This is a genomic window from Ralstonia sp. 25C, assembly GCF_051904805.1.
GTDB lineage: Bacteria > Pseudomonadota > Gammaproteobacteria > Burkholderiales > Burkholderiaceae > Ralstonia.
The window spans coordinates 40,686-66,777 of record NZ_CP196738.1 but is presented as its reverse complement, the minus strand read 5'-3'; the positions used below and the strand labels follow the sequence as shown (position 1 = coordinate 66,777).

General features: G+C 64.5%; 21 protein-coding genes. 8 read left to right on the top strand and 13 right to left on the bottom strand.

All coding sequences use genetic code 11. From position 1 onward, the window contains the following. The first annotated feature begins 8 nt into the window (after positions 1 to 8). Entirely contained in the window at positions 9 to 725 is a 717-nt protein-coding gene (locus tag ACS7SF_RS18855) for an ArsR/SmtB family transcription factor (protein WP_439893678.1), read from the top strand. 4 nt (positions 726 to 729) lie between these two features. On the opposite strand, the gene ACS7SF_RS18850 is transcribed toward ACS7SF_RS18855, so the two are convergent. Together ACS7SF_RS18850 and ACS7SF_RS18845 are read right to left on the bottom strand one after the other, a co-directional pair. Continuing rightward, positions 730 to 1,875 carry a PepSY-associated TM helix domain-containing protein gene (locus tag ACS7SF_RS18850; RefSeq protein WP_439893677.1) on the bottom strand — a complete coding sequence of 382 codons (1,146 nt, stop codon included), beginning with the start codon at positions 1,873 to 1,875 and terminating at the stop codon, positions 730 to 732. Between the two features lie 14 nt (positions 1,876 to 1,889). Continuing rightward, the gene (locus ACS7SF_RS18845) at positions 1,890 to 3,944 is read right to left on the bottom strand and encodes a TonB-dependent receptor (RefSeq protein ID WP_439893676.1); all 2,055 of its coding nucleotides are present in this window, start codon (positions 3,942 to 3,944) and stop codon (positions 1,890 to 1,892) included. A gap of 337 nt (positions 3,945 to 4,281) precedes the next feature. On the opposite strand from ACS7SF_RS18845, the gene ACS7SF_RS18840 reads away from it, so the two are divergent. From ACS7SF_RS18840 to ACS7SF_RS18830, 3 genes are all read left to right on the top strand, one after another. Continuing rightward, positions 4,282 to 5,394 carry an oxidoreductase gene (locus ACS7SF_RS18840; RefSeq protein WP_439893675.1) on the top strand — a complete coding sequence of 371 codons (1,113 nt, stop codon included), beginning with the start codon at positions 4,282 to 4,284 and terminating at the stop codon, positions 5,392 to 5,394. Further along, the gene (locus tag ACS7SF_RS18835; protein ID WP_439893674.1) at positions 5,391 to 7,493 is read left to right on the top strand and encodes a cation:proton antiporter; all 2,103 of its coding nucleotides are present in this window, start codon (positions 5,391 to 5,393) and stop codon (positions 7,491 to 7,493) included. The genes ACS7SF_RS18840 and ACS7SF_RS18835 overlap by 4 nt, the downstream gene beginning before the upstream one ends. A 75-nt stretch (positions 7,494 to 7,568) precedes the next feature. Next, on the top strand, positions 7,569 to 8,339 hold the full coding sequence (locus ACS7SF_RS18830) for a M15 family metallopeptidase (protein ID WP_439893673.1): 771 nt from the start codon (positions 7,569 to 7,571) through the stop codon (positions 8,337 to 8,339). A 23-nt stretch (positions 8,340 to 8,362) separates the two neighbouring features. Here the strand turns inward: ACS7SF_RS18830 and ACS7SF_RS18825 are convergent, their stop codons facing one another. From ACS7SF_RS18825 to ACS7SF_RS18810, 4 genes are all read right to left on the bottom strand, one after another. Then, a complete protein-coding gene (locus ACS7SF_RS18825) occupies positions 8,363 to 9,625 on the bottom strand; it encodes a DUF3734 domain-containing protein (RefSeq protein WP_439893672.1) in 1,263 nt (420 codons plus the stop codon). Between the two features lie 37 nt (positions 9,626 to 9,662). Then, positions 9,663 to 10,448, bottom strand: coding sequence for a 3-hydroxybutyrate dehydrogenase (locus ACS7SF_RS18820; RefSeq protein ID WP_439893671.1), 786 nt, complete (start codon positions 10,446 to 10,448; stop codon positions 9,663 to 9,665). A 42-nt stretch (positions 10,449 to 10,490) separates the two neighbouring features. Then, positions 10,491 to 11,234, bottom strand: coding sequence for an acetoacetate decarboxylase (locus ACS7SF_RS18815; RefSeq protein WP_439893670.1), 744 nt, complete (start codon positions 11,232 to 11,234; stop codon positions 10,491 to 10,493). A 204-nt stretch (positions 11,235 to 11,438) separates the two neighbouring features. Next, on the bottom strand, positions 11,439 to 12,842 hold the full coding sequence (locus ACS7SF_RS18810; protein ID WP_439893669.1) for a PLP-dependent aminotransferase family protein: 1,404 nt from the start codon (positions 12,840 to 12,842) through the stop codon (positions 11,439 to 11,441). A gap of 155 nt (positions 12,843 to 12,997) precedes the next feature. Between ACS7SF_RS18810 and ACS7SF_RS18805 the strand changes: the two genes are divergently transcribed. Both ACS7SF_RS18805 and ACS7SF_RS18800 read left to right on the top strand, forming a co-directional pair. After that, on the top strand, positions 12,998 to 14,335 hold the full coding sequence (locus ACS7SF_RS18805; protein ID WP_439893668.1) for an aspartate aminotransferase family protein: 1,338 nt from the start codon (positions 12,998 to 13,000) through the stop codon (positions 14,333 to 14,335). Position 14,336: 1 nt separating this feature from the next. Next, the gene (locus tag ACS7SF_RS18800; RefSeq protein WP_439893667.1) at positions 14,337 to 15,860 is read left to right on the top strand and encodes a CoA-acylating methylmalonate-semialdehyde dehydrogenase; all 1,524 of its coding nucleotides are present in this window, start codon (positions 14,337 to 14,339) and stop codon (positions 15,858 to 15,860) included. 77 nt (positions 15,861 to 15,937) lie between these two features. On the opposite strand, the gene ACS7SF_RS18795 is transcribed toward ACS7SF_RS18800, so the two are convergent. Further along, positions 15,938 to 16,144, bottom strand: a complete 207-nt coding sequence (locus ACS7SF_RS18795) for a cold-shock protein (RefSeq protein ID WP_426400176.1) — start codon at positions 16,142 to 16,144, stop codon at positions 15,938 to 15,940. 210 nt (positions 16,145 to 16,354) lie between these two features. Next, positions 16,355 to 16,558 carry a cold-shock protein gene (locus ACS7SF_RS18790; protein ID WP_366171314.1) on the bottom strand — a complete coding sequence of 68 codons (204 nt, stop codon included), beginning with the start codon at positions 16,556 to 16,558 and terminating at the stop codon, positions 16,355 to 16,357. Positions 16,559 to 16,910: 352 nt separating this feature from the next. Between ACS7SF_RS18790 and ACS7SF_RS18785 the strand changes: the two genes are divergently transcribed. Beyond that, entirely contained in the window at positions 16,911 to 18,806 is a 1,896-nt protein-coding gene (locus ACS7SF_RS18785; RefSeq protein WP_439893666.1) for a potassium transporter Kup, read from the top strand. Between the two features lie 21 nt (positions 18,807 to 18,827). On the opposite strand, the gene fdhD is transcribed toward ACS7SF_RS18785, so the two are convergent. From fdhD to ACS7SF_RS18765, 4 genes are read right to left on the bottom strand one after another with little or no spacing between them, the layout of a single operon-like run. Continuing rightward, complete coding sequence (gene fdhD, locus ACS7SF_RS18780) at positions 18,828 to 19,643, bottom strand: formate dehydrogenase accessory sulfurtransferase FdhD (RefSeq protein ID WP_439893665.1); 816 nt, start codon at positions 19,641 to 19,643, stop codon at positions 18,828 to 18,830. Beyond that, positions 19,640 to 19,885, bottom strand: a complete 246-nt coding sequence (locus tag ACS7SF_RS18775; protein WP_439893664.1) for a MarR family transcriptional regulator — start codon at positions 19,883 to 19,885, stop codon at positions 19,640 to 19,642. Before ACS7SF_RS18775 ends, fdhD begins: the two co-directional genes overlap by 4 nt. Continuing rightward, a complete protein-coding gene (locus tag ACS7SF_RS18770) occupies positions 19,885 to 22,224 on the bottom strand; it encodes an FdhF/YdeP family oxidoreductase (protein WP_439893663.1) in 2,340 nt (779 codons plus the stop codon). Before ACS7SF_RS18770 ends, ACS7SF_RS18775 begins: the two co-directional genes overlap by 1 nt. Positions 22,225 to 22,251: 27 nt before the next feature. Beyond that, the gene (locus tag ACS7SF_RS18765; RefSeq protein WP_439893662.1) at positions 22,252 to 23,907 is read right to left on the bottom strand and encodes an OFA family MFS transporter; all 1,656 of its coding nucleotides are present in this window, start codon (positions 23,905 to 23,907) and stop codon (positions 22,252 to 22,254) included. 327 nt (positions 23,908 to 24,234) lie between these two features. Here ACS7SF_RS18765 and ACS7SF_RS18760 point away from each other — a divergent pair, with 327 nt between their 5' ends. Continuing rightward, positions 24,235 to 25,635, top strand: coding sequence for an APC family permease (locus ACS7SF_RS18760; RefSeq protein WP_439893661.1), 1,401 nt, complete (start codon positions 24,235 to 24,237; stop codon positions 25,633 to 25,635). Here ACS7SF_RS18760 and ACS7SF_RS18755 read toward each other — a convergent pair. Beyond that, on the bottom strand, positions 25,618 to 26,040 hold the full coding sequence (locus ACS7SF_RS18755; RefSeq protein ID WP_439893660.1) for an Hpt domain-containing protein: 423 nt from the start codon (positions 26,038 to 26,040) through the stop codon (positions 25,618 to 25,620). The two genes, ACS7SF_RS18760 and ACS7SF_RS18755, sit on opposite strands and share 18 nt — an antisense overlap. Positions 26,041 to 26,092: the final 52 nt, after the last annotated feature.

Here is a 26,092-nt window from a genome sequence, read left to right as displayed (position 1 = left end):
ACCGAACCATGACTGCATCGTCCCAAGCTACCCAACCCGCAACCCAACCGGATATCAGCCGCGTGGCCGCCACCATTGGGGACCCGACCCGCATCCGCATGTTGCTGCTGCTGATGGAAGGGCGCGCCCTCACCGCCAAGGAACTCGCCTACGGTGCGGGCGTGGAACCCGCCACGGCCAGCGCGCACCTGCGCCGGCTTGAAGGCGATGCGCTCATCACCTCACTGGCCAGCGGGCGCTACAAGTACTTCGGGCTGCGCTCGCCGGCGGTGGCGGAGATGATCGAATCGCTGATGGTCGTCGCACCAGAAAAACCAGCCGACCCGCGCCGTTCCACCGTACCGGAAAACCTGCGTGCCGCGCGGCTCTGCTACGACCACCTGGCCGGGCAGCTGGGCACCGAGGTGTCGGCCACGCTGCTGGCGCGTGGCTGGCTGAACCCGCAGGACGAAACCCACGCCGCATACGACGTCACGCCCGACGGCGAGCGCGCCTTCGCGGCCATCGGTATCGACGTGAGCGCGTTGCAAAAAAACGGCCGGCGCCGCTTTGCCTACGGCTGCATGGATTGGAGCGAGCGCCGTCCGCACTTGGCTGGCGCGCTTGGCGCCGCGGTGGCCGAGCGCTGCATTGCGCTGGGCTGGCTGGCGCGGCAGAAGCACTCCCGCGCGCTGGTGGTGACGGAGGCAGGGCAGGGTGACTTGCGCGCGTGGCTCGCGCGCTGACTGCCTAGGCGGTGCGTGCGGGCACAGTTTGCTGATGTCGCCGTTGCGGTTGCGCGCGCCTGCGCCGGTCCAGATACAGCCACCACCCCGTGGCTGCAAACACCGGCAGCATCAACGCCCCAATCATTACCAACACCACGCCGACGGGGCCGAAGTAGCGCCCGTTGTGCAACGGCAGCATGCCGGCCAGCAAACGCTGCATCGGTGGCTTGTCGGCAAACGCCTCGTTGCGAACGACAGCACCGGTGGTGGCATCCAGCGTGAGTCGATTGAATGCGCGATCGTGCGGGGCGTCCGCAGGCAGCCAGTTGATTTCCACCTTACCGTTGCGTGCGTCGTCAATGCGCAGTGTGGCCGTGCCGTAGTAGGGCGCGGCCGCGACGAAATGCGTCCACACGCGTTCCAGTGCGGTTTCATCCAGCGGCTTGCGTAGGCCGTCCATCGCCTTGGCCTTGACGGCCACCGGCATGCCCGCCATGCGCTGCAGCCCATCGCGGTACCAGTCGTACGCCCAGTACAGCCCGCTGAACGCCGCCAGCACATACAGCGGCAACACCAGCGTGCCGACGACGGTGTGCACGTCCCACCAGCGGATACGCCCCGCGCGGCTCCAGCGGATGACGAGCCAGCTCCGCCAGTTGGTGATGCGTTTCGGCCACCGCAGGTACAGGCCGGACAGCGCCATCAGCACCAGGGCGACGGTGCTTGCGCCGACGATCTGCTTGCCCACCTCATCGGACAGCAACGTGCGGTGCAGCAGCTTGGTGGTGGCAAAGAACGATTGCCCGCGCGCTTCGGGCAGCAATGTGCCGGTGGCCGGATCGATGTAGCGCAATTCACCCCGGCTGCTGCCACCACGTTGGCCGGGCGGCCAGGCATACCAGACGCGCCACGGCTCGGTCGGGTTGGAGGCGACGGTGATGAAGGTGACGGGGCGCTCCGGCATGGCCGCCCGGGCCCGGGCAGCCACCTGCGGCAGCGTTGGCGCGGGGCCGTTGTGGGCAGGCAGGCTGAACACGCTGGGGTTGAGCCAGCGCAGCAGTTCGTTCTCGTATGCCATCAGCGCGCCGGTAGCGCCGACCACGGCCAGCACCACGCTGGCTGACAAGCCGATCAGCCAGTGCAAGCGGAAGAGCACCCGTCGCAGCATTGCCTGTTCGCCGCTTACATCTTGTACCGCACGCCCAGCAGCGCCATACGCGGTGCACCCGGCATGTTGTAGTTCTCGGCGCCGCCGTGGGCCGAGACGTAGTACGCGCGGTTGAACAGGTTCTGCAGGTTCAGCGTCACGTCCACATGCTTGCTGCGATAACCCGCGCCCAGGTCGACGGTCATATAGCCGGGCAACGTGGTCAGGTTGTACTGCGATGCGTAGCGCGCGCCCTCGGCACGCACGCCGCCGGCTACGTAGAAGCCATTCGGCAGATCGTGCTTGAGCCACAGCGAGCCGCTATGCTGCGGCGTGAGCGACGGCTGGTTGCCGTTGACGGCCACCGTGCCGCTGCGGTCGAACGGGTTCTCCAGGCGGCCGTTCAGATAGGCATAGCTGGCCATGAGCGACCATGTCTTGACGATCTCGCCCGTGAATGACAACTCCAGCCCGCGCGTGCGCTGCGTACCGATGGGCACGCCCAGCAGCGTGACCGGGTCGGCGGCCGTCAGGTTGGTCTGCTTCATGTCGAACAGCGCGGCCGTCACGCTCGCACCGGACGAAAGGTCGTACTTGGCGCCAATCTCGTAGTTGGTGGTCCGCTGCGGGGCCAGCGCGCTGCTGTTGTTGAAGAACGTAAAGCTATCCGCTAGCGGCTGGAACGAGCGGCTGTACGACGCATACAGCGACAGCGGCTCGATCGGGTGATACACCACGCCCAGGCGCGGGCTGACCGGCTTGTCGGTGCGCGCCAGATCGGCATTGCGCGGGGTCAGGTCGTCGCGGCTCTGCTTGAGGATTTCATAGCGCAGGCCCGCGAGCACCGTCCATTGCGGCGAGAACTTGATCAGGTCTTGCACATAGGCGGCGTAGGTCTCGTTGTGCGACAGGCCGTAGTTGGTCGGCGTGGCGTTGGCAGGCACCGTGGGCAACACCGGCAGCACGGGGTTGAACAGGTTGACCGAGGTCGTGCCTGCGGCCGCGGCCACGCGGTCGCTCTTGTCCTGATACCCGAGTTCGATGCCGTACAGCAGGGTGTGCTCAACGCCAAAGGTATTCGCCTTCTGCGTCAGCTCGTTCTGCCAGACGGTGCCGCGGTCGCTGCGGTTGCGCTGGTTCACGCCGAGGCGCGCGGTCGGCACGGCGCCGTCAACGACGCTGTTGACGGTCACGTAGTTGTTGCGGCCGAGCGAATACTCGTAGTTGCGCACCACGCTGTGGAACGACCATTGCTCGTTGAAGCGGTGGTCCAGCGTGCCGGTCACGCTCTTCATGGTGGAGTCGACATTGCCGGCGCCTGCATTGGCGGAGCCGTAGCGCGTTTCGATCGGTACGTCGACCGGGCGGCCACGGTACGCCGGCACGCCCTGGTCGGCAATGCGGTTGTCGTGCAGGTAGTCAAACTGCACCGTCAGCTTGGTATCGGGCGCCAGGTTGAACAGGAACGACGGCGAGATCGCCTGGCGACGCAGGAAGTAGTCGTTGCGGAAGCCGCCCGAATCTTCCACCGCGCCGGTCAAGCGCGCGCGGATGGCGTCGTCGTTGATGGACGTGTTCAGGTCGAACTCTGCGCGCTTCTGGCCCTCGGTGCCCAGGACCACGCCCACTTCTGCCAGCGGTGTGGCCAACGGTTTCTTGGTCACGCGGTTGATGATGCCGCCCGACGAGCCGCGCCCGTACAGCACGGCGGCCGGCCCCTTCAGCACCTCAATGCGGTCAATGTTCGACAGGTCGCGGAAGTAGAGCGAGTCGTCGCGCAAGCCGTCGACGTACTGGTCGTTGATCGACGAGAAACCGCGAATGGTCACCTGATCGCGCTGCGCATCCCCCAGCGAGGCGGACACGCCCGGCACGTTGCGCAGCGTGTCGTTGATCGACAGCGCGCCCTGGTCCTGGATTACCGCGCGTGGCACCACGTTGACGGATTGCGGGATCTCGCGCAGCGGCACCGGGATCTTGGTGGCGGTGTTGGCGATGGGCGTGTCGTAGCTGGTATTGCTGCGCGCGCCGGTGACGGTGGAGGTGGGCAGCGTGCCCGCGTCGGCTGCGGCAATCGTGTCGGCCGCCATCGCGGCGTTCCAGAATGGCAGTGTCCCCAGGACGGCCAGAGACAGACGCAGACCCTCTCGTCGAAATTTCGGCGGCATTGCAGTTCCCGTAAAGTAAATGGCTCCGCCCTCGCGGAGGAGGCCGCCTTGCCCATCACAGCCGGCGCGCCTTCAGAGTTTGAAGGCGCAGATAATAATGAGAACAATTCCTATTTACAAGAGGGTTAAATAATACTTTTGACGGCGGGCAAACACTGCTGAGCTCAAACACAGCAACTTTCGTTGAACCTGCCGCCGATTGCTGGCACCAAATTGCGCATCGCGCGTCTGAACAACGGCTTTCCGCTTTCCTTTTCATATGCTTTCTTCATCACGTCTACCGTCGGCGGTGCGCGTTGCTCTCGTGGGCTACGGGTACGCCGGCAAGCTGTTCCATGCCGCCCTGGTGGATGCCACGCCGGGCCTGCAACTGAGCGTCGTCGGCTCCAACCGTCCAGACGCTGTCCACACGGACCGGCCCGATGTGCAGGTCTGCACGCCCGAGGCCGCCGCAACCCATGCCGATGTGGATCTCGTCGTGATCGCCGCGCCCAATGACCGCCATGCGCCGCTGGCTGAAGTCGCGCTGCGTGCTGGCAAGCACGCCGTGGTCGACAAGCCGTTCACCACCACGCTGGCCGAGGCGCGGCATTTGGCACGCGTGGCGCGCGAGACAGGGCGGCTGTTGTCTGTCTTCCAGAACCGCCGGTGGGACAGCGATTTCCTAGCCGTGCAGGCGGCGCTTGCCGGTGGGGCCATCGGCGAGGCCATGCATGTGGAGGCGCATTTCGATCGATACCGGCCGCAGGTGCGCGCACGCTGGCGCGAGCAGGCGGGGCAGGGCACGGGCATCTGGTTTGACCTCGGCCCGCACCTGATCGATCAGACATTGCTGCTGCTTGGCTTGCCGGACGCGGTGAGCGCGTCGTTCGCCCGCCAGCGCCCCGGCGCGGAAACGCCTGACTGGGCACATGTGGTTCTGCACGTTGGTGAGCGCCGCGCCATTCTGCACGCGAGCATGCTGGTGGCCGGCGGCGCGCCGCGCTGGATCGTGCATGGCACGCGCGGCTCCTTCATTAAACGGCGCATGGATCAACAGGAGGCGCAGTTGCTGGCCGGCATGACGCCCGGTGCCGCGGGCTGGGGCCTGGATGACGATGCGGGCATCCTCATCGACGGTGCAACGTCGGCTGCGACGGAGGTCGCCACCCCGACCGGCGACCAGCGCGCCTACTACGCCGCCGTACGCGATGCGATTCTCGGCCGCCGCGCCAATCCGGTGCCGCCCGCGCAAGCCGTTGTGGTGATGGCGGTGCTTGAGGCCGCCGTGGCCGCCGCCGAAACCGGCACGGTCGTCGTGCCTGACCTCACCGACACGGAACGCGTCGACTGGCATGCCGCCCGCGTCTTCACGCAAGGGGCCACGGCGTGAACGGTGTGGTCATCCTGTTGCTGGTGGCGGGCGGGTTGCTGGCCGTGGTGGCGTTGGTGCAGATGCTGGCCTCGCGGTTGACGCTGCCGGAATCGACCTTGCTCGCGCTGGCGGGCATCGGTATCGGCGGCGCGTATGTGGGCTTGCAGAACAGCGCGCCGGCGTTTGCGGCGACGTTTTTCGCGCCGCTCATTGACCCGAGCTGGCCGGCGGATGCGTATCTGTGGCTGTTCCTGCCGCCGCTGCTGTTTCAGGCGGCGCTGTCGGTGGACGTGCGAAGCATGGCGCCGGATGCGGCACCCATCCTGATGCTGGCCATCGTGGCGGTGGTCGTGGCCACGGGCGTCATCGGCCTGGCGGCGTCGGCGGTGACGCCATTTGGTATCGTCACGTGCCTGTTGCTGGGCGCGATGATCGCCACGACCGACCCCTCCGCCGTGATTGCCGTGTTTCGCGATGTGGGCGCGCCCGCGCGGCTGATTCGGCTGGTGGAGGGCGAAGCGCTGCTCAACGATGCTGCGGCCATCGCCATCATGGGCGTGCTGCTGGCCATGCTGACCGGGCACGGTGGCGATGCGACCGTCGGCACCGGCATGCGTGAATTGGCCAAGGCGTTCGGCGGCGGCGTGCTGTTCGGGCTGGTTGCGGGGCGCATTGCTGCGTTTTTGCTGCCAGCGTTGCGCGGCATCGCGCAGGCCGAAGCGGCGTGGACGCTGGCGCTGCCGTATCCGCTGTATCTGGTGGCGGAAAACGTGCTGGACGTATCGGGTGTGGTGTCGGTGGTGTGCGCGGGCCTGGTGGTGGGCGCGCTGGGCCGCACGCGCCTGACGCCGCGCAACTGGCATCACCTGCAGTTGATCTGGGAGCAGATTGCCGCGCTGGCCGGCGCGGTGGTCTTCTTGCTGGCGGCGGTGCGCGTGCCGGAGTTGCTGCATGGCGTGGTGTGGAAAGACGCCGCGTGGCTCGCGGTGATCGTGGTCGCGGCGCTCGTCGCGCGGCTGGTCGTGCTGTTTGGTCTGTTGCCGGCGCTGGCGTGGTTCAAGCTGTCGGCACCGGTTAGTCATGCCTACAAGCTGGCGATTGCGTGGGGCGGTCTGCGGGGGGCCGTCACGCTGGTGCTGGCGCTGGGCGTGGCCGAGAACCACGCCGTGCACGCGGCGGATCGCCACTTCGTCACCATCCTGGCCACGGGCTTTGTGCTGGTGAGCGTGCTCTTCAACGGGGCGACCTTACGCTGGGTGATGCATCAGCTCGGGCTCGATCAACTCTCTCCGCAAGAGCAAGCGCTGCAAGGGCAGGCGCTGAACATGTCGACGGAAGAGGTGGAGGCCATCATGCGCCGCATCGGCGGGCACTTCCACTTTGCGGCAGGGGCAACCGATCAAGCTGCCGCGATGTACCGGCAGGAAGTCGTGGCCGGCGCCGCCGAGCTGAACTTGGAGGAGGCGCTGACCGAGCGGGAGCGCGTGACCATCGGCTTGGTCGCCCTGGCCACACGCGAGCGCGAGCTGATTCCCGAATACGGCAACGGCCTGGTCTCCATCCGCAACCTCGACGCGATGATGCGCAACACCGCCGATATGATCGACGCCGCGCGCACCGAGGGGCGTCTGGGCTACAAGCGCGTGTCGCGCCAGATTCTCGCCAAGGGCGTCGCCTATCGCGTCGCACAGTGGCTGCATCGTGTGGCCCATATCGACGGGCCGCTCGCCAAGGCGCTGGCTGACCGGTTTGAGTTGCTGGTGTGCCGCCAGACCGTGCTGGAACGCCTGCGTGCGTACAACCGCGCATCGCTGCAGCCTGTGCTGGGCGAGCGCATGGCCGACTTGCTCGACAGCGTGCTGGTCATCCGTATCGAAGCGGCAGAAGGCGCGCTGGCCGAGCTGCGCGAGAAGTTTGGCGACTACAGCGCCGCGCTGGAGAAGCGCTTGCTGCTGCTGTTCGCACTGCATATCGGCCAGAGCAAGATCGACGCCATGCTGGCCGAAACCGTGATCTCGAAGGAGGTCTACAAGCAGATCAGCGGGGTGATCCGTCGGGCTTGGACGGCGGCGCTGCCGCGGCCGCCGTTGGCGGTGGTGCAGAAAAACGGGCTGTAAACGGGGGCGCCGGAGCGTGCAACACCATCGCACGCTCACTACACTGACGAGGTCAAAATCTCGAGGCTCCCCAACATGCGAATCCAATCCGCCAAGCTGTTGTTCGCGTTGCTGCCTGTGGTGTGTGCTTCGACGCTCGCTCGAGCGGCGGAGGCCGAAACCCGACGGCCCGCTGACTTTGTTAACGTGCAGCAGGCCGTTCCGCACATTCAGACAGACTTGCGCTATTTCACGACTCACAATTTTGTCGGGCGGAGAATCAGCGGCTATAAGGCGCCGGCCTGCCTGTTGACCAAGCCCGCGGCGCAGGCGTTGCAATCGGTGGTGGAGCGCCTGGTGCCGATGGGTCTGACGCTCAAGGTCTACGACTGCTATCGGCCGCAAACCGCCGTCAACGATTTTGCCGTGTGGGCAAAAGACCTGAAGGCCACCAAGATGCGCACCGAGTTCTATCCCACCGTGGACAAGACCCGGCTGTTTGCCGACGGCTACATTGCTTATCAATCCGGGCACAGTCGGGGCAGTACGGTCGATCTGACCATCGTGCCGCTGGGTAGCCAGATTCCCGCCTACGAGCCGAAGCGCAAACAAGTCAGTTGCACGGCGCCGATGTCGCGGCGTGCGCAGGACAACAGTCTGGACTTTGGCACCGGCTACGATTGCTTCAGCCCCGTTTCTCACCCCGATGACCAAACCGTTTCTGGGCAGCAGAAGGCAAATCGCCTATTGCTGCAATCGTTGATGGAGCAGGCGGGCTTTAAGCGGCTCGACACCGAATGGTGGCATTTCACGCTCGTTAACGAGCCTTATCCGAGCACGTATTTCGATTTTCCGGTGGACGATTGATGGGCTCAATGCGTGGCGCGGCGTCATAGCCGCTTGGCGGGCCGATCCCCATGCGGGTGGCGATGGATGTCATGTGTGACGAAGCCGGAGTCGTTATCCGGCATCGCCAGCCACTCGGGGTGCGAGAGCGATTCGCGGATGTCTGCCAAACCCGAGGCCCAGTGGTCACGCATGGTGGACGGCCCGAACTGGATGTCCTTGCCCGGCCCTTCGTGCTCCTTGGCTGCGTAGATCAGATGGAAGACGTTGTAGTGCTTGGTGCAGGCCAACTCTTGCGCGTGCTTGTACCACGGCGTGCGCTCGAATTCCTTCGGTGGCAGGTGGTCGAGTAGCTTGCGCACCAGCCTGCGCGTGGATTGCGAGCGCTCCATCCAATCGGTCACGAGCCGCGTGCGGCTGGAGTACTGCAGGTCTTTCTGTCGGCTGGCCACGCCGATCATCGTATCGGGCACCGGCCCCAGCGCACTCCACAAGTCCACCTGGAACACCAGCGTGTCTTTGCGTGGCTTGGCGCCCAACACGTAGGACAGCGGCGTGTTGGACACGACACCGCCGTCCCAGTAGTAATCACCGTCGATCAACACCGGCGGGAAGCCCGGCGGTAGCGCCCCGGATGCCATGAAATGCTCGGCGCTTAGACGGCGCTCGGTGTTGTCGAAGGCTTCGAGGTTGCCGGTGCGCACGTTGACGGCGCCCACGGAGACGCGGATGCCGCCATCGTTGATGCGGTCGAAATCGCACAGGCGCTCCAGCGTGGCCTTGAGCGGCGTGGTGTCGTAATAGCTGGCATCGAGCGGATCGACTTCATTCGCGGGCAGCGGCGGCGGAATGCGCGGTGTGAAAAAGCCGCGTTGGCCTTCGAGGAGGGTATCGGCCGCCTGCATGGCGGTCAGCCATTTGCGCAGATGCGCATTGCCGTCAAACCAAGCGTTCTCCAGGATGTCAGGCAGCGGTGGGGAAAAACTCGGCTGCGTGATCGTCTGCCAGAACTCGCGCAATTTCGCTTGCCGATCCTTCGGGGCGTTGCCGGCAATGATGGCCGTATTCAGCGCCCCAATCGAGATGCCCGCAATCCAGTTCGGCACGATGCCGGCCTCGTCCAACCCTTCGAACACCCCGGCCTGATAGGCGCCGAGCGCGCCCCCACCTTGCAGCACCAGCGCGATGTTTTCGTACGCCGGCAGCACGATGCGCTGTGCCGTGGTGAGCGGTGCGTCGTCCGGGCGAGAGGACTCTGCAGGGTTGGGCCGCTTGTTCGCGGCCACGCGTAGTTTGGGTGCAGGCATGTCTCCTCGACCTCCGTGGATGCGCTGGGTACCGCGGTTACTGCATGAACCAGCCGTGGCTCACGACGAACGACTGTCCGGTGAGTGCGGCGCTCGGGAAGGTGGCCAGGAAGCGCACCGTCTCGGCCACGTCCTCCACCGTAGTGAACACGCCATCGACGGTGTCACCCAGCATGACTTTCTTCACGACCTCTTCTTCGCTGATGCCGAGCTCCTTCGCCTGCTCGGGGATCTGCTTTTCCACCAACGGCGTGCGTACAAAGCCCGGGCATACCACGTGCGAGCGCACGTTATGCGCCGCGCCTTCCTTGGCCAACACCTTGTTCAGCCCCAGCAGCGCATGCTTGGCTGCCACGTAGGCCGACTTGAGCGGCGAGCCCTCGTGCGAATGCACCGAGCCCATGTAGATCACCACGCCGCCACGGTCGTCCTTGTACATGTGGCGCAGTGCGGCTCGCGTGGTCAGGAAGGCGCCATCGACGTGGATGGCCTGCATCTTCTTCCAGTCGGCAAACGAGTAGCTCACGAACGGGTTGACGATCTGGATACCAGCGTTGGAGACGAGGATGTCAACCGAACCCAATTCTTCTGCCACCCGATCGATGCCGCTGTCGACGGCTTGCTCGTCAGTCACGTCCATGCGCAGGCCGATGGCCCTGCCGCCCGCATCGATGATCTCTTTGGCGACGGCCTTGGCGCCGTCTTCGTTCAAATCGACGATGGCGATGGCGGCGCCCGAGTTGGCTAATGTGAGCGCGATCTGCTTGCCGATGCCGCTGGCAGCACCCGTGACGACGGCGACTTTGCCTTTCAAATCAGACATGCTGTGTGCTCCTTGAGGGGAGGATGAGGGAAGGAGTGGGCGTTACTTGGCGAGATAGTCGAACACGACCTCGCCCATGCCAAGGGTCAGGTCGGCAATGATGTGCCGAGCTTCGACAATCTCCAGGACCGGCAGTTCGGCCACCGGCGCCAGTGCGTGATGTGCCAGCTCCAGCGACGCAGGCCCGGTCCAGGCGCCTTTCATGTCGATGTCGACCATATAGTTGCGCGACAGCTCGCAGATGCGCGCGGTCTTGCCGTCCACGTGCGGGATGATCTTCAGCAGATAGTTGGGCAGCTCCAGCCGGCGCTTCTGTTCCGCCAGATCCAGCTCGCGGTGCTTGTAGCCCATGGTGCCGGTGGCCACGCGCACCGGGCCGTAGTCCAGCGTGCCGATCAGGGTGTCTTTGTCGGTTTCCAGCTTGGGGCTGGCGAGTTTCTTGGGGAAGCCCCACATCTCGCGGCCGCCGGCCAGTGGCGGGTGGTCATCCAGATACATCGCCAGCGTGTAGGTGCCGGGCTTGCCTTCGTAGGTGACCGGAATCACCTGGCCGCTCTCGGTGTAATCACCAAAGCCGGTGGAGTCCGCCATGCGGATGAACTCGTAGGACACCAGCGGTTCAGGCACTTCCAGCGGCTCGGGCACCATGGCGCGCAGTTTGGCCGGGTCGGTGCGGTACGTGATGATGAAAAACTCGCGGTTGATGAAGCGGTACGGGCCGGGCGGATACGCCGGGCTCGTGAGCGGCATCGCGAAGGCGGTCTCGCGGACGGTTTTGATGTCCATGGCACTCCTTGTGCATTGAGATTCAGAGGCGAACGAAAAGAACGTTAGGCGATAGACCATCCTGTCGGGGCTTGATGACAGGGTGATCGTCGAGGCCTCTGAAAATGATTGAACAGGCAACCATCCTACTGCAGCATCGAGCGTTATTGATGAATCAAAAACAGTAGTTCACTCGATAAACGTACTGTTGTTAATTTTGAAACATTACGCGTGAGCGAGGAACGCCCACAATGCGGAGTCAGCGGAGTACGCGACGTTGAATCGCAGCCAGGGGCTGGCCTCGTCGTGTGGTCGGAAGTATTGGCCGGGCGCCAACCAGATGTTGTGGTGGATGGCCTGATCTGCCAGCGCGGATGCATCTGCATGGCCCGGCAAGCGCGCCCACAGAAACAGGCCGCGTCCCGGCGCATCAAACAGCTCGGCACCATGCTCGCGCATGATGGCCGCAACACCGGCATGGGCGTCGCTGAGCCGCGCACTCAACCGCGCGACGTGCTCCGCATAGCTGGGCCGCGTGACGAAGGCGTGCACGATGCGCTCGGTAATCTCCGACGAGGTCAGTGCCACGGCCATCTTGGTGCGCGCCAGTTCGCGCGTGATGGCCGCATCGGCCACCACGTAGCCCGCACGCAGTGATGGCGAGATCGTCTTGGAGAAGCCGCTCACGTACAGCGTGCGACGCAGGCCGTCGAGTGCGGCGAGCATGGGCGCGGCCGGGTCAGCGAGTTCACGGTGGAGGTCGTCTTCGACAATCCACAGGCCGTGCTGCTCGGCCAGTTGCAACACGCGGTAGGCGTTCTGCGCGGACATCGACGAGCCGGTCGGGTTTTGCAGCACGGAGCTGGTGAAGAGGGCGCGTGGACGGTCGGGCCCGTCGGCGCGCAGGATGGCTTCCAGCACCGCCGTGTCGAGGCCGTCCGGCGTGCGCGGTACGCCCACCACGCGCAGCCCGGCGAGCTTGAGCACCTGCAGGACATTGCAATAGCCGGGGTCGTCCACGGCCACCACGTCGCCGAGTTTGAACAGCGTGCGCACGATCAGGTCGAGCGCCTGGGTGGCGCCGCTGGTCAGCAGCACTTGCGAGCGTTCGACCGGCAGCCCCCGCAACGCGAGCGACTGCGCCACATGTTCGCCCAGAGGCGCATAGCCCCAGGGGTGCCCATAGCCCGCCACACGCAGCGCGGAAACGCGGCTCACGGCGCGCATGGCTTCCTGCACGCCGCGTTCGTCCAGCCAATCGTTGGGCAGCCAACCGCAGCCGGGTTTGATGGCGATGGAGCGATCGGCAAATACATCCGACAGCAGCCAGGCGGCATTGAGCTTGGGCGGCTCCCAGTGCGGTGCCACCGTCGCGGGCTGGGCCGGCGCGCGCGCGGCCACCAGATAGCCGGAGCGCGGCCGCGCCACGATCGCGCCGAGAGCGGCCAGTCGCGTGTAGGCCTCCGCCACGGTAAAGGTGCTGATGTCGTGCGCCTGGGCCAGTTTGCGCACCGACGGCAGCCGTGTGCCGGGCAGCAGGCTATGGTCATCCACGGCCGTACGAATTCCTTGGACGATCTGATCGACCAACGTACGCTGAGGATGATGAGGATCGAGTTGGAGTTGCATGTTGCGATGCGGCATGGAGCGCGTGGGTGGCACCTATACAGTTTCGACTAGAAACCGCCATCTGTGCATGTCCGCCTAACAGGTGACTCTGTACAGTTTGCTCCAACTGCTGGCTTGCCAGTCATCTTCTTTCCACTGTTTTTCCGGAGCTGCCGATGAAACCCGCCCCGCACCCGCTGGAAACCACCGATCTGTCCTACTTCTGGATGCCCTTTACGGCCAATCGCCAGTACAAGGCCGCGCCGCGCCTGCTCGTGTCCGCACAGGGTATGTACTACCGCGACGCCGACGGCCGCGAAGTGCTGGACGGCACCGCTGGCCTCTGGTGCGTGAACGCCGGCCACAGCCGCAAGGAAATCGTCGACGCCATCACCACGCAGGCCAGCACGCTGGATTACGCCCCGACCTTCCAGATGGGCCACCCGCTGGCTTTCCGCGCCGGCGAGAAGGTTGCCGAGATCATGCCGGAAGGGCTGAACCGCATTTTCTTCGCCAACTCCGGTTCGGAAGCGGTGGATACGGCGCTGAAGATTGCGCTGGCCTACCACCGTGCGCGTGGCGAAGGGCAGCGCACGCGCCTGATCGGTCGTGAGCGTGGTTACCACGGTGTGGGCTTTGGTGGCATTTCGGTGGGTGGGATTTCGCCGAACCGCAAGGCGTTTTCGGGCAACCTGATCCCGGGTGTGGATCATCTGCCGCACACGCATGCACCCGAGCACAACGCGTTCTCCAAGGGCCAACCGGCCTGGGGCGAGCATCTGGCTGATGAGCTGGAGCGCCTCGTCACGCTGCACGATGCGTCGACCATTGCCGCCGTCATCGTTGAGCCGCTGGCCGGCTCCACAGGCGTGCTGGTGCCGCCCAAGGGCTATCTGCAGCGCTTGCGTGCGCTGTGCGACAAGCACGGCATCCTGCTGATTTTCGACGAGGTCATTACGGGCTTCGGCCGCCTGGGCGCCGCTACCGCAGCGGAGTTCTTCGGCGTGACGCCCGATCTGCTGACGATGGCCAAGGGCATCAACAACGCCGCCGTGCCGATGGGCGCCGTGGCGGCGCGTCAGTCGGTGCACGACACCATCATTGAAGCGGGGGCGCAAGGCGCGATCGAGCTGTTCCACGGCTATACGTATTCCGCGCATCCGCTGGCTGCGGCGGCGGCGGTCGCTGCCATCGATCTGTATCGCAACGAAGGGCTGTTCGAACGCGCACGTGCACTGTCGCCGGCGTTTGAGGCGGCGGCGCATTCGGTCAAGGGTGCGCCGCATGTGAAGGACATCCGCAATCTGGGGCTCGTGGCCGGCATCGAGCTGGAATCGCGCCCCGGTGCAGTTGGCGCACGTGCCTATGAAGTCTTCCTGAAGTGCCTGGAGCGCGGTGTGCTGGTGCGCTACACCGGCGACATCCTGGCGTTCTCGCCGCCGCTCATCATCGAAGAGGCGCAGATCGCGCGCATCTTTGAAACCGTCCGTACCGTTCTGCAAGAGGTAGCCTGAGATGAACCGACCGATTGATCCCGCCGTGATTGAATCTGTGGTCAGCCACTACATCGGCGGCCAACGCCATGCCGGCAGCGGCACGCACAGCGCTGATGTATTCAACCCCGCCACGGGCGCCGTCAGCGCGCAGGTGCTGCTGGGTGGCAAGGCTGAGGTAGAGGCCGCTGTGGCTGCCGCACGTGCCGCCGCTGCCGACTGGGCCGAAACCTCGCCGCTCAAGCGCGCGCGCATCCTGTTCAACTTCAAGGCGCTGCTCGACCAGAACCACGATGCGCTGGCCGCGTGCATCACGCGCGAGCACGGCAAGGTGTTCTCCGATGCCAAGGGCGAAGTCACCCGCGGCATCGAGGTGGTGGAATTTGCCTGCGGTATCCCGAACCTGCTCAAGACGGATTTCACCGACAACATCGGTGGCGGCATCGACAATTGGAACCTGCGCCAGCCGCTGGGCGTGGTGGCCGGCATCACGCCGTTCAACTTCCCGTTCATGGTGCCGATGTGGATGGCGCCCGTGGCGCTGGCCTGCGGCAACACGTTCGTGCTCAAACCGAGCGAGCGTGACCCGAGCGCGAGCCTGATGATTGCCGACCTGCTCAAGCAGGCCGGCCTGCCCGACGGCGTGTTCAACGTTGTGCAAGGCGGCAAGGACGCCGTGGATGCGCTGATTGCCCACCCGGACGTGCAGGCGCTGTCCTTCGTCGGCAGTACGCCGATTGCCGAATACATCTACGCCGAGGGCACCAAGCGCGGCAAGCGCGTGCAAGCCCTGGGCGGCGCCAAGAACCACCTGGTGGTCATGCCCGATGCCGACCTCGACCAGGCCGTCGATGCGCTCATTGGCGCTGCGTATGGTTCGGCCGGCGAGCGCTGCATGGCGATCTCAGTGGCCGTGGCCGTCGGTGACGTGGCTGACAAGCTTGTGCCGCGCCTGGCCGAGCGTGCCAAGACGCTCAAGATCGGCAACGGCATGGAAGCCGCCAGCGAGATGGGCCCGCTCGTGACCGCCGCGCACAAGGCAAAGGTCGAAGGTTATATCGCCAAAGGCGTGGAAGAGGGCGCCAAGCTCGTGGTGGATGGCCGTGGCCACTCCGTCGAGGGCCATGCCGAGGGCTTCTTCACGGGCGGCACGCTGTTCGATCACGTCAAGCCAGAGATGACGATCTACAAGGAAGAGATCTTCGGCCCGGTGCTGTCGGTGGTGCGCGTGCACGACTTTGCGCAAGCGGTCGACCTCATCAACGCGCACGAATTCGGCAACGGCGTGTCGTGCTACACCAGCGACGGCGGCGTGGCACGCGCATTTGCGCGGCAGATCCAGGTAGGCATGGTCGGCATCAACGTGCCGATTCCAGTGCCGATGGCGTGGCACAGCTTTGGCGGCTGGAAGCGCTCGCTGTTTGGCGACCATCACGCCTATGGTGAAGAAGGTGTGCGTTTTTACACACGCTACAAGAGCGTGATGCAACGCTGGCCGGATTCGATTGCCAAGGGCGCGGAATTCGTCATGCCGACGGCCAAGTAATCGGGCCAGGTACCAATGAGAAAGGGAGGCAATGCCTCCCTTTTTCTATGCGCGCGTGGCGTGATGAAACCACAGCGTCAAATGGGTTTGATATTCACGGCGATGGGCTCGCCGTCGGGCCCGATCTCCACATCGAAGCTGACACGCTGACCCTCGCGGAATCTCTGCAAGCGAGAAAACTGGATTTCCGAATCCCGAATAAAACTCGGGGCAGCATGCATTTCTGCAGCTGCCCCGGCGGGCGGATCATATTGAACGGCGTTTTCTTCAATTCGGCTGGCCATTGCATTCTCCCGAGAGAGCATTCTTCAAAGCCGGGTGCCGCCCTTTTTAGGAGGCGCCGCCCGACCGCTGGATGGCAAACACGTACTGAACAACCCTTGCAACCTGATTCCTTGGGGCCCTTCGACCGGCGCACACCCTGCCCGAAAGTGTGTGCGCCGTCCTGCAATCGCGTGAGCGATCTTGGCTCTGCCTACGCCCCGGCCTACAGATTAAGCGGCCTGAATATTCGAGGCTTGCTTACCCTTCGGGCCTTGCGTGACCTCAAACGACACCTTCTGACCTTCCTTCAGGGTTTTGAAACCAGCCATGTTGATGGCGGAGAAATGTGCGAAAAGGTCCTCGCCGCCATCATCCGGAGTAATGAAGCCGAAACCCTTTGCGTCGTTGAACCACTTGACGGTACCAGTAGCCATGATCTTGAGTCGTAAAGTTGAGAAATCGATCGACTGCCAGCCGAGAAACGCAGCAGGCAGAACCGGCCAAAGCAGCCAAAACGATCGTTTGCTGAATATATGCTTGGCGCGTCTCCCCGTCAAAGCCTGTTTTTTTAACATCTGGCGTTAGATCAAGCATATGCGATGCCTGCGGGGTGCATCAGCCTCCGTGCGTGGCCGCCATTGGTGCAAACACCTGCGCAAACCGTGGCGTTTTCACCTAAGCTTTGGTGGCGTCTGCCGCACTCCGTCGTTCTGCGCCAAGGCCGCTTTGCGGCGCATGGCGCACGGAAATTGCGTGCGCCTCCCGGTGTTTCAGTCGTTGCCAACCATGTCGACAGCCGCAGCCAGCACAAGCACAAGAAAACCCGCGTTGATGGCCACCATGGTGGGCGCGATCGGCGTGGTCTTCGGGGACATCGGCACCAGCCCCCTGTATGCACTGAAAGAGTGCTTCAACCCGGAACATGGCGTTCCATTTTCAGACCAGACGGTGTTCGGCATTTTGTCGATGCTGTTCTGGGCGATGACGCTGGTGGTGTCCATCAAGTACGTCGTGTTCGTCATGCGCGCCGACAACAACGGCGAAGGCGGCATCCTGGCGTTGACTGCGCTGGCCATGCGCGCCAGCAGCGCTGGCGCCCGCTTCAAGCGCACGCTCATGCTGCTGGGTCTGCTGGGCGCCGCCATGTTCTATGGCGATGCGGTCATCACGCCTGCCATTTCGGTGCTTTCCGCCATAGAGGGCATGGAAATCATGACCCCCACGTTGCAGAAATGGGTGTTGCCGTTGTCCTTGATCGTGCTGATCGGCTTGTTCTTGCTGCAGAAGCAGGGCACGCACGTGGTGGGGCGCCTGTTCGGGCCGATCATGGTGATCTGGTTCGTGCTGCTGGGCGGGATCGGGCTGGTGTCGGTGATGAAATCGCCGCAGATCCTGGTGGCGCTGAGCCCGGTGTATGCGCTGGAGTTTGCCTTCCGGCACACCATCCTGGCGTTCATCGTGTTTGGCTCGGTGTTTCTGGCGTTGACGGGCGCCGAGGCGCTGTATGCGGACATGGGCCACTTCGGGGCGCGGCCGATCCGTTTTGCATGGTTCTACATCGCCATGCCGTGCCTGCTGCTGAACTATTTTGGCCAAGGCGCGCTGCTGTTGCGGGAGCCGGCTGCCGTGCAGAACCCGTTCTTCCTGCTGATGCCGAATTGGGCCGTGGGCCCGATGGTGGTGTTGGCCACGGCAGCCACGGTGATCGCGTCGCAGGCGGTCATCTCGGGCGCGTTTTCCATGACCGCCCAGGCGGTGCATCTGGGCTACGCGCCGCGCATGAAGATCCTCTACACGTCGGATGTAGAAATCGGCCAGATTTACGTGCCGGTCGTGAACTACGTGCTGTTGCTGCTGGTGGTGGCGGTGGTACTGGCGTTTGGTAAATCTGACAATCTGGCCGCCGCGTACGGCATTGCCGTGACGACGACCATGGTGCTCACGACAGGCCTGGTCACGGTGGTCATGCGCAATGCCTGGAAGTGGAGCTTGCCGCTGGTCGTGTGCGTGGGTGCGGTGTTTCTGGCGGCAGACTTGTCGTTCTTCGCCGCCAACCTGCTCAAGATCGCGGCCGGTGGGTGGTTCCCGCTGTTGCTCGGTGGGCTGATCTTCTTCCTGATGGTGACGTGGCACAGCGGCACGCAGTTGTTGAAGGCGCGCAATGTGGAGGGCGGCATTCCGCTGGAGCCGTTCATGGAAGGCCTGCTGCGGCATCCGCCGTATCGCGTGGATGGCAATGCCGTGTATCTCACGCCGAGCATCGAATTCGTGCCGCTGGCGCTGTTGCACAACCTCAAGCACAACCACGTGTTGCATAAGCGCGTGCTGTTCGTGCATTTCCGCACGCTGGCCGTGCCTTACGTGGAGCAGGCCAAGCGGCTGGTGCTCAAGACCATCGGCGAAGACATCTACACCGCAGTGGTGGATTTCGGCTTCAAGGAAACCCCAGCGGTGGACGAGATCGTCAAATCCGTGGGCGAGCGCCTTGGCGTGGTGTTTGAAGATATGGAGACGTCTTTCTTCATCACGCGCGCGACGGTGGTGCCGTCACCGCTGCCGGGTATGGCGATGTGGCGCGAGTCGCTGTTTGCGTGGATGCAGCACAACAGCGCCAAGCCGTCGGACTTCTTCCGGATCCCCGCCAACCGGCTCGTGGAGCTGGGGAGCAAGGTGGAAATCTAGCGACGAGCGGCGCGACGCCTGTCAGGCAAATCGCGTCACGCTATCGCCGCGGCAGAAGGCCAGCAGCGTCAAATGCCCCGCCTTGGCGTGGTTGATGGCCAGGGATGAGGGCGCGGAGATCGTCGCTAGTAGTGGCACACCCACGTGCACGCATTTGCGCGCCAGTTCGAAGCTCGCGCGGCTTGTCATGACGACGAAGCCGTCAGCGGCGCGAATGTCCAGTCGGGCCAGCCGGCCGATCAACTTGTCGAGCGCGTTGTGGCGGCCCACGTCTTCCAGCACATGCAGCGGCGCGTTGCCGCTTGCTGGCACCCAGCCTGCAGCATGCAAGCCGCCCGTGAGTGCGTTGGCGGGCTGATGCGCGGTCATCGCCTGCATGGCGTCCAGCACCTGTGCGTCGGTCAATGACGCCATCCACGCAGGCGGTACAAGCGGTGTCGGTGCGTCTTCAAAGGTTTGCAGGCTTTCGATGCCGCACAGGCCGCAGCCGGTGGGCCCGGCCAGCGCGCGCCGGCGCTCCTTCAGACGGACGAAGCAACGCGAGGCAATCTCGGCGTGAACCTCAATGCCGTGCGGGTGCGTTTCCACTTCGCCGCCACGCCAATCGGCGCGACTGTCGATGATGCCTTCGGACAGCGCGAAACCCAGCGCGAAGTCTTCCAGGTCTGCTGGCGACGCCATCATCACCGCATGCGTGATGCCGTTGAAGACGAGCGCGACCGGAGCCTCATCGGCGACGGCGGTGGTGGCGTCGTTATGCGTACCGTCCCGCGTGCGTCGCGTCGCCGAGGTGGAGACGACAGGCAGGTCGGCGAGATGATGGGTGATGGCTGTCATGCAGTGAGTTTCGGCACAGCGCGGCCGGCATCGAGCAGCACGACGAGCCAGCGGGTGTCATCCATGGTGACGCGCAGCAGGTCCGCATCGGCCAGCGGGTGCAGCGCGCGCAGCACCGTACTGGCACGCTCGCCCACGCGCTTGGTCAGCCAGGGCAACGATACCGGCTTGCCGACGTCCGTTTCACGCAATGCCGCCAGCAGCGCCCGTTGCAGCGCAGACCACGCCGGCTCGGTTGGCATCAGGCTTCGGCCGTGGTGGCCGCTGTGGTATCCGTCGTGCGCTGAGTCTGGCTCGGCACCAGCATCACCGGAATCGACTTGGACGTTGGTGTACGTGCCTCATCGGCCACGGACGACAGCGGCACCAGCGGATTGGTCTCGGGGTAGTACGCCGCCAGGCAACCGCGCGGAATGTCGTATGCCACCAGGCGGAAACCATCCGCGCGGCGCGTGGTGCCGTCTTCGGACAACGTGACCATGTCCACCCACTCGCCGTCTTTCATGCGAATGGTGTGCAGGTCTTCCTTGTTGATGAAGACGACGCGGCGCTGGCCGAACACGCCGCGATAGCGATCGTCCATGCCGTAGATGGTCGTGTTGTACTGGTCGTGCGAACGCACCGTGGCCAGCGTAAAGACGGTGGCATCGGCATGGCGCTCGCGGGCGCGGTGCACGGGCGTGTCGGTCGGCACGGCGTGCGTATGGAATTCCGCCTTGCCCGATGGCGTGTTCCACACCCGTTCCGACGCGGTGTTGCGCAGGCGAAAGCCGCCCGGTACGCGAATCTTCTCGTTGAAGCCGGCAAAGTCATCGAACACGGCTTCGATGCGTTCGCGGATGCGGTCGTAGTCTTCCGCCAGCCAGCGCCAGGGGATGGTGCTCTCTGGCAACGTCGCTTCGGCCAGCCGCGCCACGATGGCGGGCTCCGACAACAGGTGCGGCGAGGCCGGCGGATTGATGCCCGCTGACATGTGCACCATGCTCATCGAGTCTTCCACCGTCACGCCTTGCGTGCCGCCGGCCTGCTGGTCGACTTCGGTGCGGCCCAGGCAGGGCAGGATCAGGGCAGCCCTACCGTGCACGATGTGGCTGCGGTTGAGCTTGGTGGTCACGTGCACGGTCAGGTCGCACTGGCGCAGGCCGGCCCACGTGGCGGCGGTGTCCGGCGTGGCTGCCGCGAAGTTGCCGCCCATGGCGAAGAACACACGTGCTGCGCCATTGCGCATTGCCTCGATGGCGCCAACGGTGTCGTAGCCGTGCTCGCGCGGCACGCTGAAGCCAAACACCTGCTCCAGCCGATCCAGGAAGGCCGGCGCGGGCTTCTCGTAGATGCCCATCGTCCGGTCGCCCTGCACATTGCTGTGACCACGCACCGGGCATGCGCCGGCACCCGGGCGGCCGATGTTGCCGCGCAGGAGCAGCAAGTTGACGATCATCTGGATGGTCGCCACCGAGTGCTTGTGCTGCGTGATTCCCATGCCCCAGCAGGCGATGACGCTACCGGCCTTGATGTACGTGTCGCCGGCTTGGCGAATTTCGGCTTCGGGCAGGCCCGATTCCGCTTCGATAGTGGCCCACGATTCGGCGCGTACGTCGGCCGCAAAGGCGTCGTATCCGCCGGTGTGCTGGGCGATGAAGGCGTGGTCGATGATGGCCGGCTCGCCGCGGCTGCGGGCCACGTCATCGCGCTCGATTACGTGTTTGATGATGCCCTTGACCGTTGCCAGGTCCCCGCCGATGCGCACCTGGTGGTATTCGGTGCTGATGCGCGTGGAGCCGAGCGTGAGCATCTCGATCTTGCTTTGCGGATCGGCAAAGCGCTCCAACCCGCGTTCACGCAGCGGGTTGAACGAGACGATACTCGCGCCGCGCTTGGATGCCTCGCGCAACTCGCCGAGCATGCGCGGGTGGTTCGTCCCGGGGTTCTGGCCGAAGATGAAGATCGCGTCGGCCTTGGTGAAATCGTCGAGGGTGACAGTGCCCTTGCCGACGCCGATGCTGCTCCGCATGCCCGTGCCGGAGGGCTCGTGGCACATGTTGGAGCAGTCAGGGAAATTGTTCGTGCCGTACGCGCGAACGAACAACTGGTAAAGGAAGGCCGCCTCATTGCTGGTACGGCCGGAGGTGTAGAAGATCGCCTGGTTCGGATCGGGCAGCGCACGCAGGTGCTGGGCGATCAGGCCGAAGGCGGCGTCCCATTCGATCGGGACGTACTTGTCGATGGCTGCGTTGTAAACCATCGGGTGCGTGAGGCGCCCCTGATCTTCGAGCGCGTAGTCGGACCACTCGGCCAGTTCGCGCACGGTGTGCTGGGCGAAGAACTCGGGCGTGGTGCGGCGGGATGTCGCTTCGGCGGCCACGGCCTTCACGCCGTTTTCGCAGAACTCGAACGTGGAGGCGTGATCGCGGTCAGGCCAGGCGCAGCCCGGGCAGTCGAAGCCGTCGGGCTGGTTGGCCGACAGCATCGTCTTGGCGCCCTTGGCCGCGATGCCCTGTGACAGCAGTTGATGCGCAACGCTCTTGAGCGCGCCCCAGCCACCGGCCGGATGACGGTAAAACTCGATTTTCTGGTGCTTCATGGTGGCGGGGCGGCTTGAATCCGGGCGTTAGGAGAACAGAACGGCAGCTTTCTGGAGTGTAATCCAAACCCCCCAGCCCAACGGCAGGCCCACGGCGGCCCACGCCACTACGACGGCCACGGCCGAACCCGGATGCGCCTTCCATTCCAGCGACGTTTCCGGCGCGGCCACCGACGGCGTCGGGCTCTTCACGGCTGCAGCGTGGCGTTGCTCTTCAAGTTGTGCTTCGGTCATGAAGTGCTTTGCGTTGACAGGGCGTACCAGCAGGTTGCAGATAAAGCCCAGGATCAGCAGACCCGCCAGGATCATCATCGTGATGTCGTACACGGCAGCGCGTTCCACGCCATGGGCGATCTGGTATTCGCGCAAGTAGTTCACCAGCACGGGGCCCAGGATGCCGGCGGTCGACCAGGCGGTCAGCAGGCGGCCGTGGATGGCGCCCACCATCTGCGTGCCGAACATGTCAGCCAGATACGCCGGCACGGTCGCAAAACCGCCGCCGTACATCGACAGGATCACGCAGAAGGCCAGCACGAACAGGGCGATATTGCCCGTGTGCGACGTCCACGGAATCGACGCATACAGCACGAAGCCCAGCACGAAGAACACCGCGTAGGTCATCTTGCGGCCCAGCTTGTCCGACAGCGATGCCCAGAAGAAACGGCCACCGATGTTGAACAGGCTCAGCAGGCCCGTAAAGCCGGCAGCAATGGCTGCGATCTGGCCCTTCTGCGCCGACGTCAATTCGGTGAACGCGGTGGTCACGCCCAGCAGCTTGCCGCCAAACACTTCCTGCAGCAGCGGCGAGGCCATGCCCAGCACGCCAATACCCGCCGACACGTTCAGGCACAGCACGGCCCAGATGAGCCAGAACTGCGGCGTCTTCAGCGCTTCATTCACGTGGACATGGCGCTGCGTGACCATGGTGTTGTTCGCCTTGGCCGGCGACGGCGTCCAGCCGGCCGGCTTCCAGCCCGTCGGCGGCACGCGGTAGCCCAGGGCCCCGGCCATCATGAACACGAAGTAGATAGCGGCCAGCACGATAAACGTTTGCGATACGCCCACCGATTCGGGCGTGGCAAACAGCTTCATCAGGCGATCGGCCAGCGGGGCGCCGATCATCGCGCCACCGCCAAAACCCATGATGGCCATACCGGTCGCCATGCCGCGCTTGTCCGGAAACCATTTGATGAGCGTCGACACCGGCGAGATATAGCCCAGCCCCAGGCCGATACCGCCGATCACGCCCGAGCCCACCCACAGCAGCCACAACTGGTGCATCTGGATGCCGAGCGCGGAGATCAGCAACCCGCCGCACCAGCACACAGCGGCGACCACACCGGCCTTGCGCGGGCCGACACGTTCGAGCCAGCCGCCCCACATGGCAGCGGAGGCGCCCAGGAACACGAAGAACAGCGTGAACATCCAGCCCAGGCTGGACACGCGCCAGTCACAGGTGGTGGTGAACAGTTCCGCAATGAGCGAGACATCGGCACCGCAGGTCAGCGGCTTGCTGATGCCCAGTGCCCGGCCAAGCGGTAGCCAGAACACAGAAAAGCCATAGGCCATGCCGATGCAAAGATGGATGGCCAGCGCGGCAGGCGGAACCAGCCAGCGGTTGAAACCCACCGCGGCGACGGTGCGCTCGCGCGAAAAAAATGGATGCAGGACTGCTTCGGACATCGAAATCCCCCCCGGATGAGTGATGTACCTGGTTGCTACGAGTGAAGTGTTGCGGCCGCGCTGGGTCATGGCCCGTGCGTGCCAGTCGGCTGCGGTTGCAGTACGCCGACGTTGCCCGCGGAAGATAGTGGGGTAGGCTGTTCTAAATCAATAGTTGTAAGAATCCGTTGTATTGTGGATCACGCAACGTACAGCCTAATTATTTAATTTATGTGATTAGAAACATAAATAAACCGGCTCGTGGATTGCCGTAGTTGGTGTTCTGGGTGGCACCGCCAATACTGAAAGCGAAAGCGCGGCAGGTATGGCCGAACGGCGGAGGTAGGGATGGCAACCGACACGCAGGCAGAAGGGCAGGCACAGCTCGAAGCCCACGCACTGGGCCTGAGCGAATCCATCGTCATGGGGGTGGCCGGCACGGCGCCGGCCTTCAGCATTGCCGCGACTACGGCCACGCTCATCGCGGCGGTGGGCGGGCTGACGCCGGCCAGCTTGCTCTACTGCGGGCTGATCATGTTTGGCGTGACGTTTGCCTATCTGCATCTGAACCGCATCAACCCGCATGCCGGGGCAGCCTACGCTTGGGTGGGCGCCATCTTCAACCGCACGTTGGGCTTCTTTGCCGGCTGGGCGTTGCTGGTGGCATCGGGCGTGTTCATGGTATCGGGCACGATTCCGGCAGCCACGGCCACGCTCACGCTGGTGGCCCCGTCGTTGGCCGGGCAGCCGGCCGTGGTGGCGTTTGTGGCGGCGGCATGGCTGCTGGTAGTCAGCGCCATCATCATCAAGGGCATCAAGCTGACGAGCTATTCGCAGATCGCCATGACCGTCACCGAGACGGCTATCTTGGTCGCGCTGATGGTGCTGGCCGTGGTGAAGTTCGGCTCGCACCCGGCGCATGCGTTGTCGTGGGCGTGGCTATCGCCGGGGGCATTCACGCCGCAGTTGTTTGCGACGGGCGCCCTCACGGCGCTGTTCTTCTTCTGGGGCTGGGACGTGACCGTCAACCTCACCGAGGAAACGCGGGACGCCAGCCGCGCCCCCGGCTATGGCGCGCTCTGGGCCATGCTGATCGTGCTGGCGTTGTTCATGGGGTTCTCGGCCGTGATCCTGCTCGTGCTGAGCGACGCGGAGATCGAACAATCCAGCACCAACGTCATCTTTGCCGTGGCCGACAAGCTGCTGCCGCGCCCGTGGAGCTATGTGGCCGTGGTGGCCGTGATGTTGAGCACGGTGGGCACGCTGGAGACTTCCATCCTGCAGTTCACGCGCACGCTGTACGCGAAGGGGCGCGACGGCATGCTGCACGCGCGTTACGCAACGCTGCACCAGACGTGGCGCACGCCCTGGGTGGCCACGGCGGTGATTACTGGGATTGGATTGGTACTGCTGTTTGGCGCGTCGTTTTTTCCGACCATCAACGCCATCATCAAGGACTCGGTCAACGCCATCGGCTTTCAGGTGGCGTTCTACTATGGCCTGGCGGGCTTTGCGTGTGCCTGGCACTACCGGCGGGAGGCGCTGCGCTCGGTATTCAACGCGGTGTTTCTGGTGGTGTGGCCACTGGGTAGCGCGCTGTTCCTGTGGGGCATTGCGGCGTACAGCGTGCCCACATTTGACTGGACGACCAACCTAGTTGGGCTGGGCGGTATTGCGGTGGGGGTGGCACCGCTGCTGCTGAATCGGCGGCTGGCGGTGCGAGGCGGCCGCTTAGCGCGCGACCGATGAATCCGGCCAGGCGCAACGGCTGACTTGCTGCTGGAAGGCGTCCACCAGGGTGCGCAAATGGGAGAGCGCGGCTTGCATCTCGGCCAGGCGCTCGGGGTAGGGCCCGATGCTCTGCGCCGTGCGCTCAATGACGCGGGCGGTATCCCCGATCTGCAGATGACCCAGCATGCGGGCAGAGCCGACGATGCGGTGCGCGGCTTCGATGATCTGCGCATCCTCGCCGGCGCGGATGGCCTTGTCGACGTTGACGAGATCCTGCTCCACCGTTTCGGAGAACAGATCGACGATAAAGCGCCATTGCGAGAGGTCATCGCCAAACAGCTCGGTCAGCGTGGTGACCACTTGCGGTGGGAATTGCGTGGCGATGTCCGTGGTTGCGGCTTGCGTGCTCGGGAGGGTCGGCATGGCGTGGGCGTGCAATCAAGATGGATGGGATTGATACGCACTGTGCGCGCGG

Bases quoted from the DNA above. Each gene is read 5' to 3' on its own strand.
- ACS7SF_RS18760 (WP_439893661.1), top strand. From the start codon at position 24,235: ATGGCAACCGACACGCAGGCAGAAGGGCAGGCACAGCTCGAAGCCCAC.
- ACS7SF_RS18800 (WP_439893667.1), top strand. From the start codon at position 14,337: ATGAACCGACCGATTGATCCCGCCGTGATTGAATCTGTGGTCAGCCAC.
- ACS7SF_RS18845 (WP_439893676.1), bottom strand. From the start codon at position 3,944: ATGGCGGCCGACACGATTGCCGCAGCCGACGCGGGCACGCTGCCCACC.
- ACS7SF_RS18775 (WP_439893664.1), bottom strand. From the start codon at position 19,885: ATGCCAACCGAGCCGGCGTGGTCTGCGCTGCAACGGGCGCTGCTGGCG.
- ACS7SF_RS18850 (WP_439893677.1), bottom strand. From the start codon at position 1,875: ATGCTGCGACGGGTGCTCTTCCGCTTGCACTGGCTGATCGGCTTGTCA.
- ACS7SF_RS18830 (WP_439893673.1), top strand. From the start codon at position 7,569: ATGCGAATCCAATCCGCCAAGCTGTTGTTCGCGTTGCTGCCTGTGGTG.
- ACS7SF_RS18755 (WP_439893660.1), bottom strand. From the start codon at position 26,040: ATGCCGACCCTCCCGAGCACGCAAGCCGCAACCACGGACATCGCCACG.
- ACS7SF_RS18820 (WP_439893671.1), bottom strand. From the start codon at position 10,448: ATGTCTGATTTGAAAGGCAAAGTCGCCGTCGTCACGGGTGCTGCCAGC.
- ACS7SF_RS18805 (WP_439893668.1), top strand. From the start codon at position 12,998: ATGAAACCCGCCCCGCACCCGCTGGAAACCACCGATCTGTCCTACTTC.
- ACS7SF_RS18825 (WP_439893672.1), bottom strand. From the start codon at position 9,625: ATGCCTGCACCCAAACTACGCGTGGCCGCGAACAAGCGGCCCAACCCT.
- fdhD (WP_439893665.1), bottom strand. From the start codon at position 19,643: ATGACAGCCATCACCCATCATCTCGCCGACCTGCCTGTCGTCTCCACC.
- ACS7SF_RS18770 (WP_439893663.1), bottom strand. From the start codon at position 22,224: ATGAAGCACCAGAAAATCGAGTTTTACCGTCATCCGGCCGGTGGCTGG.
- ACS7SF_RS18810 (WP_439893669.1), bottom strand. From the start codon at position 12,842: ATGCAACTCCAACTCGATCCTCATCATCCTCAGCGTACGTTGGTCGAT.
- ACS7SF_RS18840 (WP_439893675.1), top strand. From the start codon at position 4,282: ATGCTTTCTTCATCACGTCTACCGTCGGCGGTGCGCGTTGCTCTCGTG.
- ACS7SF_RS18790 (WP_366171314.1), bottom strand. From the start codon at position 16,558: ATGGCTACTGGTACCGTCAAGTGGTTCAACGACGCAAAGGGTTTCGGC.
- ACS7SF_RS18855 (WP_439893678.1), top strand. From the start codon at position 9: ATGACTGCATCGTCCCAAGCTACCCAACCCGCAACCCAACCGGATATC.
- ACS7SF_RS18815 (WP_439893670.1), bottom strand. From the start codon at position 11,234: ATGGACATCAAAACCGTCCGCGAGACCGCCTTCGCGATGCCGCTCACG.
- ACS7SF_RS18785 (WP_439893666.1), top strand. From the start codon at position 16,911: ATGTCGACAGCCGCAGCCAGCACAAGCACAAGAAAACCCGCGTTGATG.
- ACS7SF_RS18765 (WP_439893662.1), bottom strand. From the start codon at position 23,907: ATGTCCGAAGCAGTCCTGCATCCATTTTTTTCGCGCGAGCGCACCGTC.
- ACS7SF_RS18795 (WP_426400176.1), bottom strand. From the start codon at position 16,144: ATGGCCAGCCGAATTGAAGAAAACGCCGTTCAATATGATCCGCCCGCC.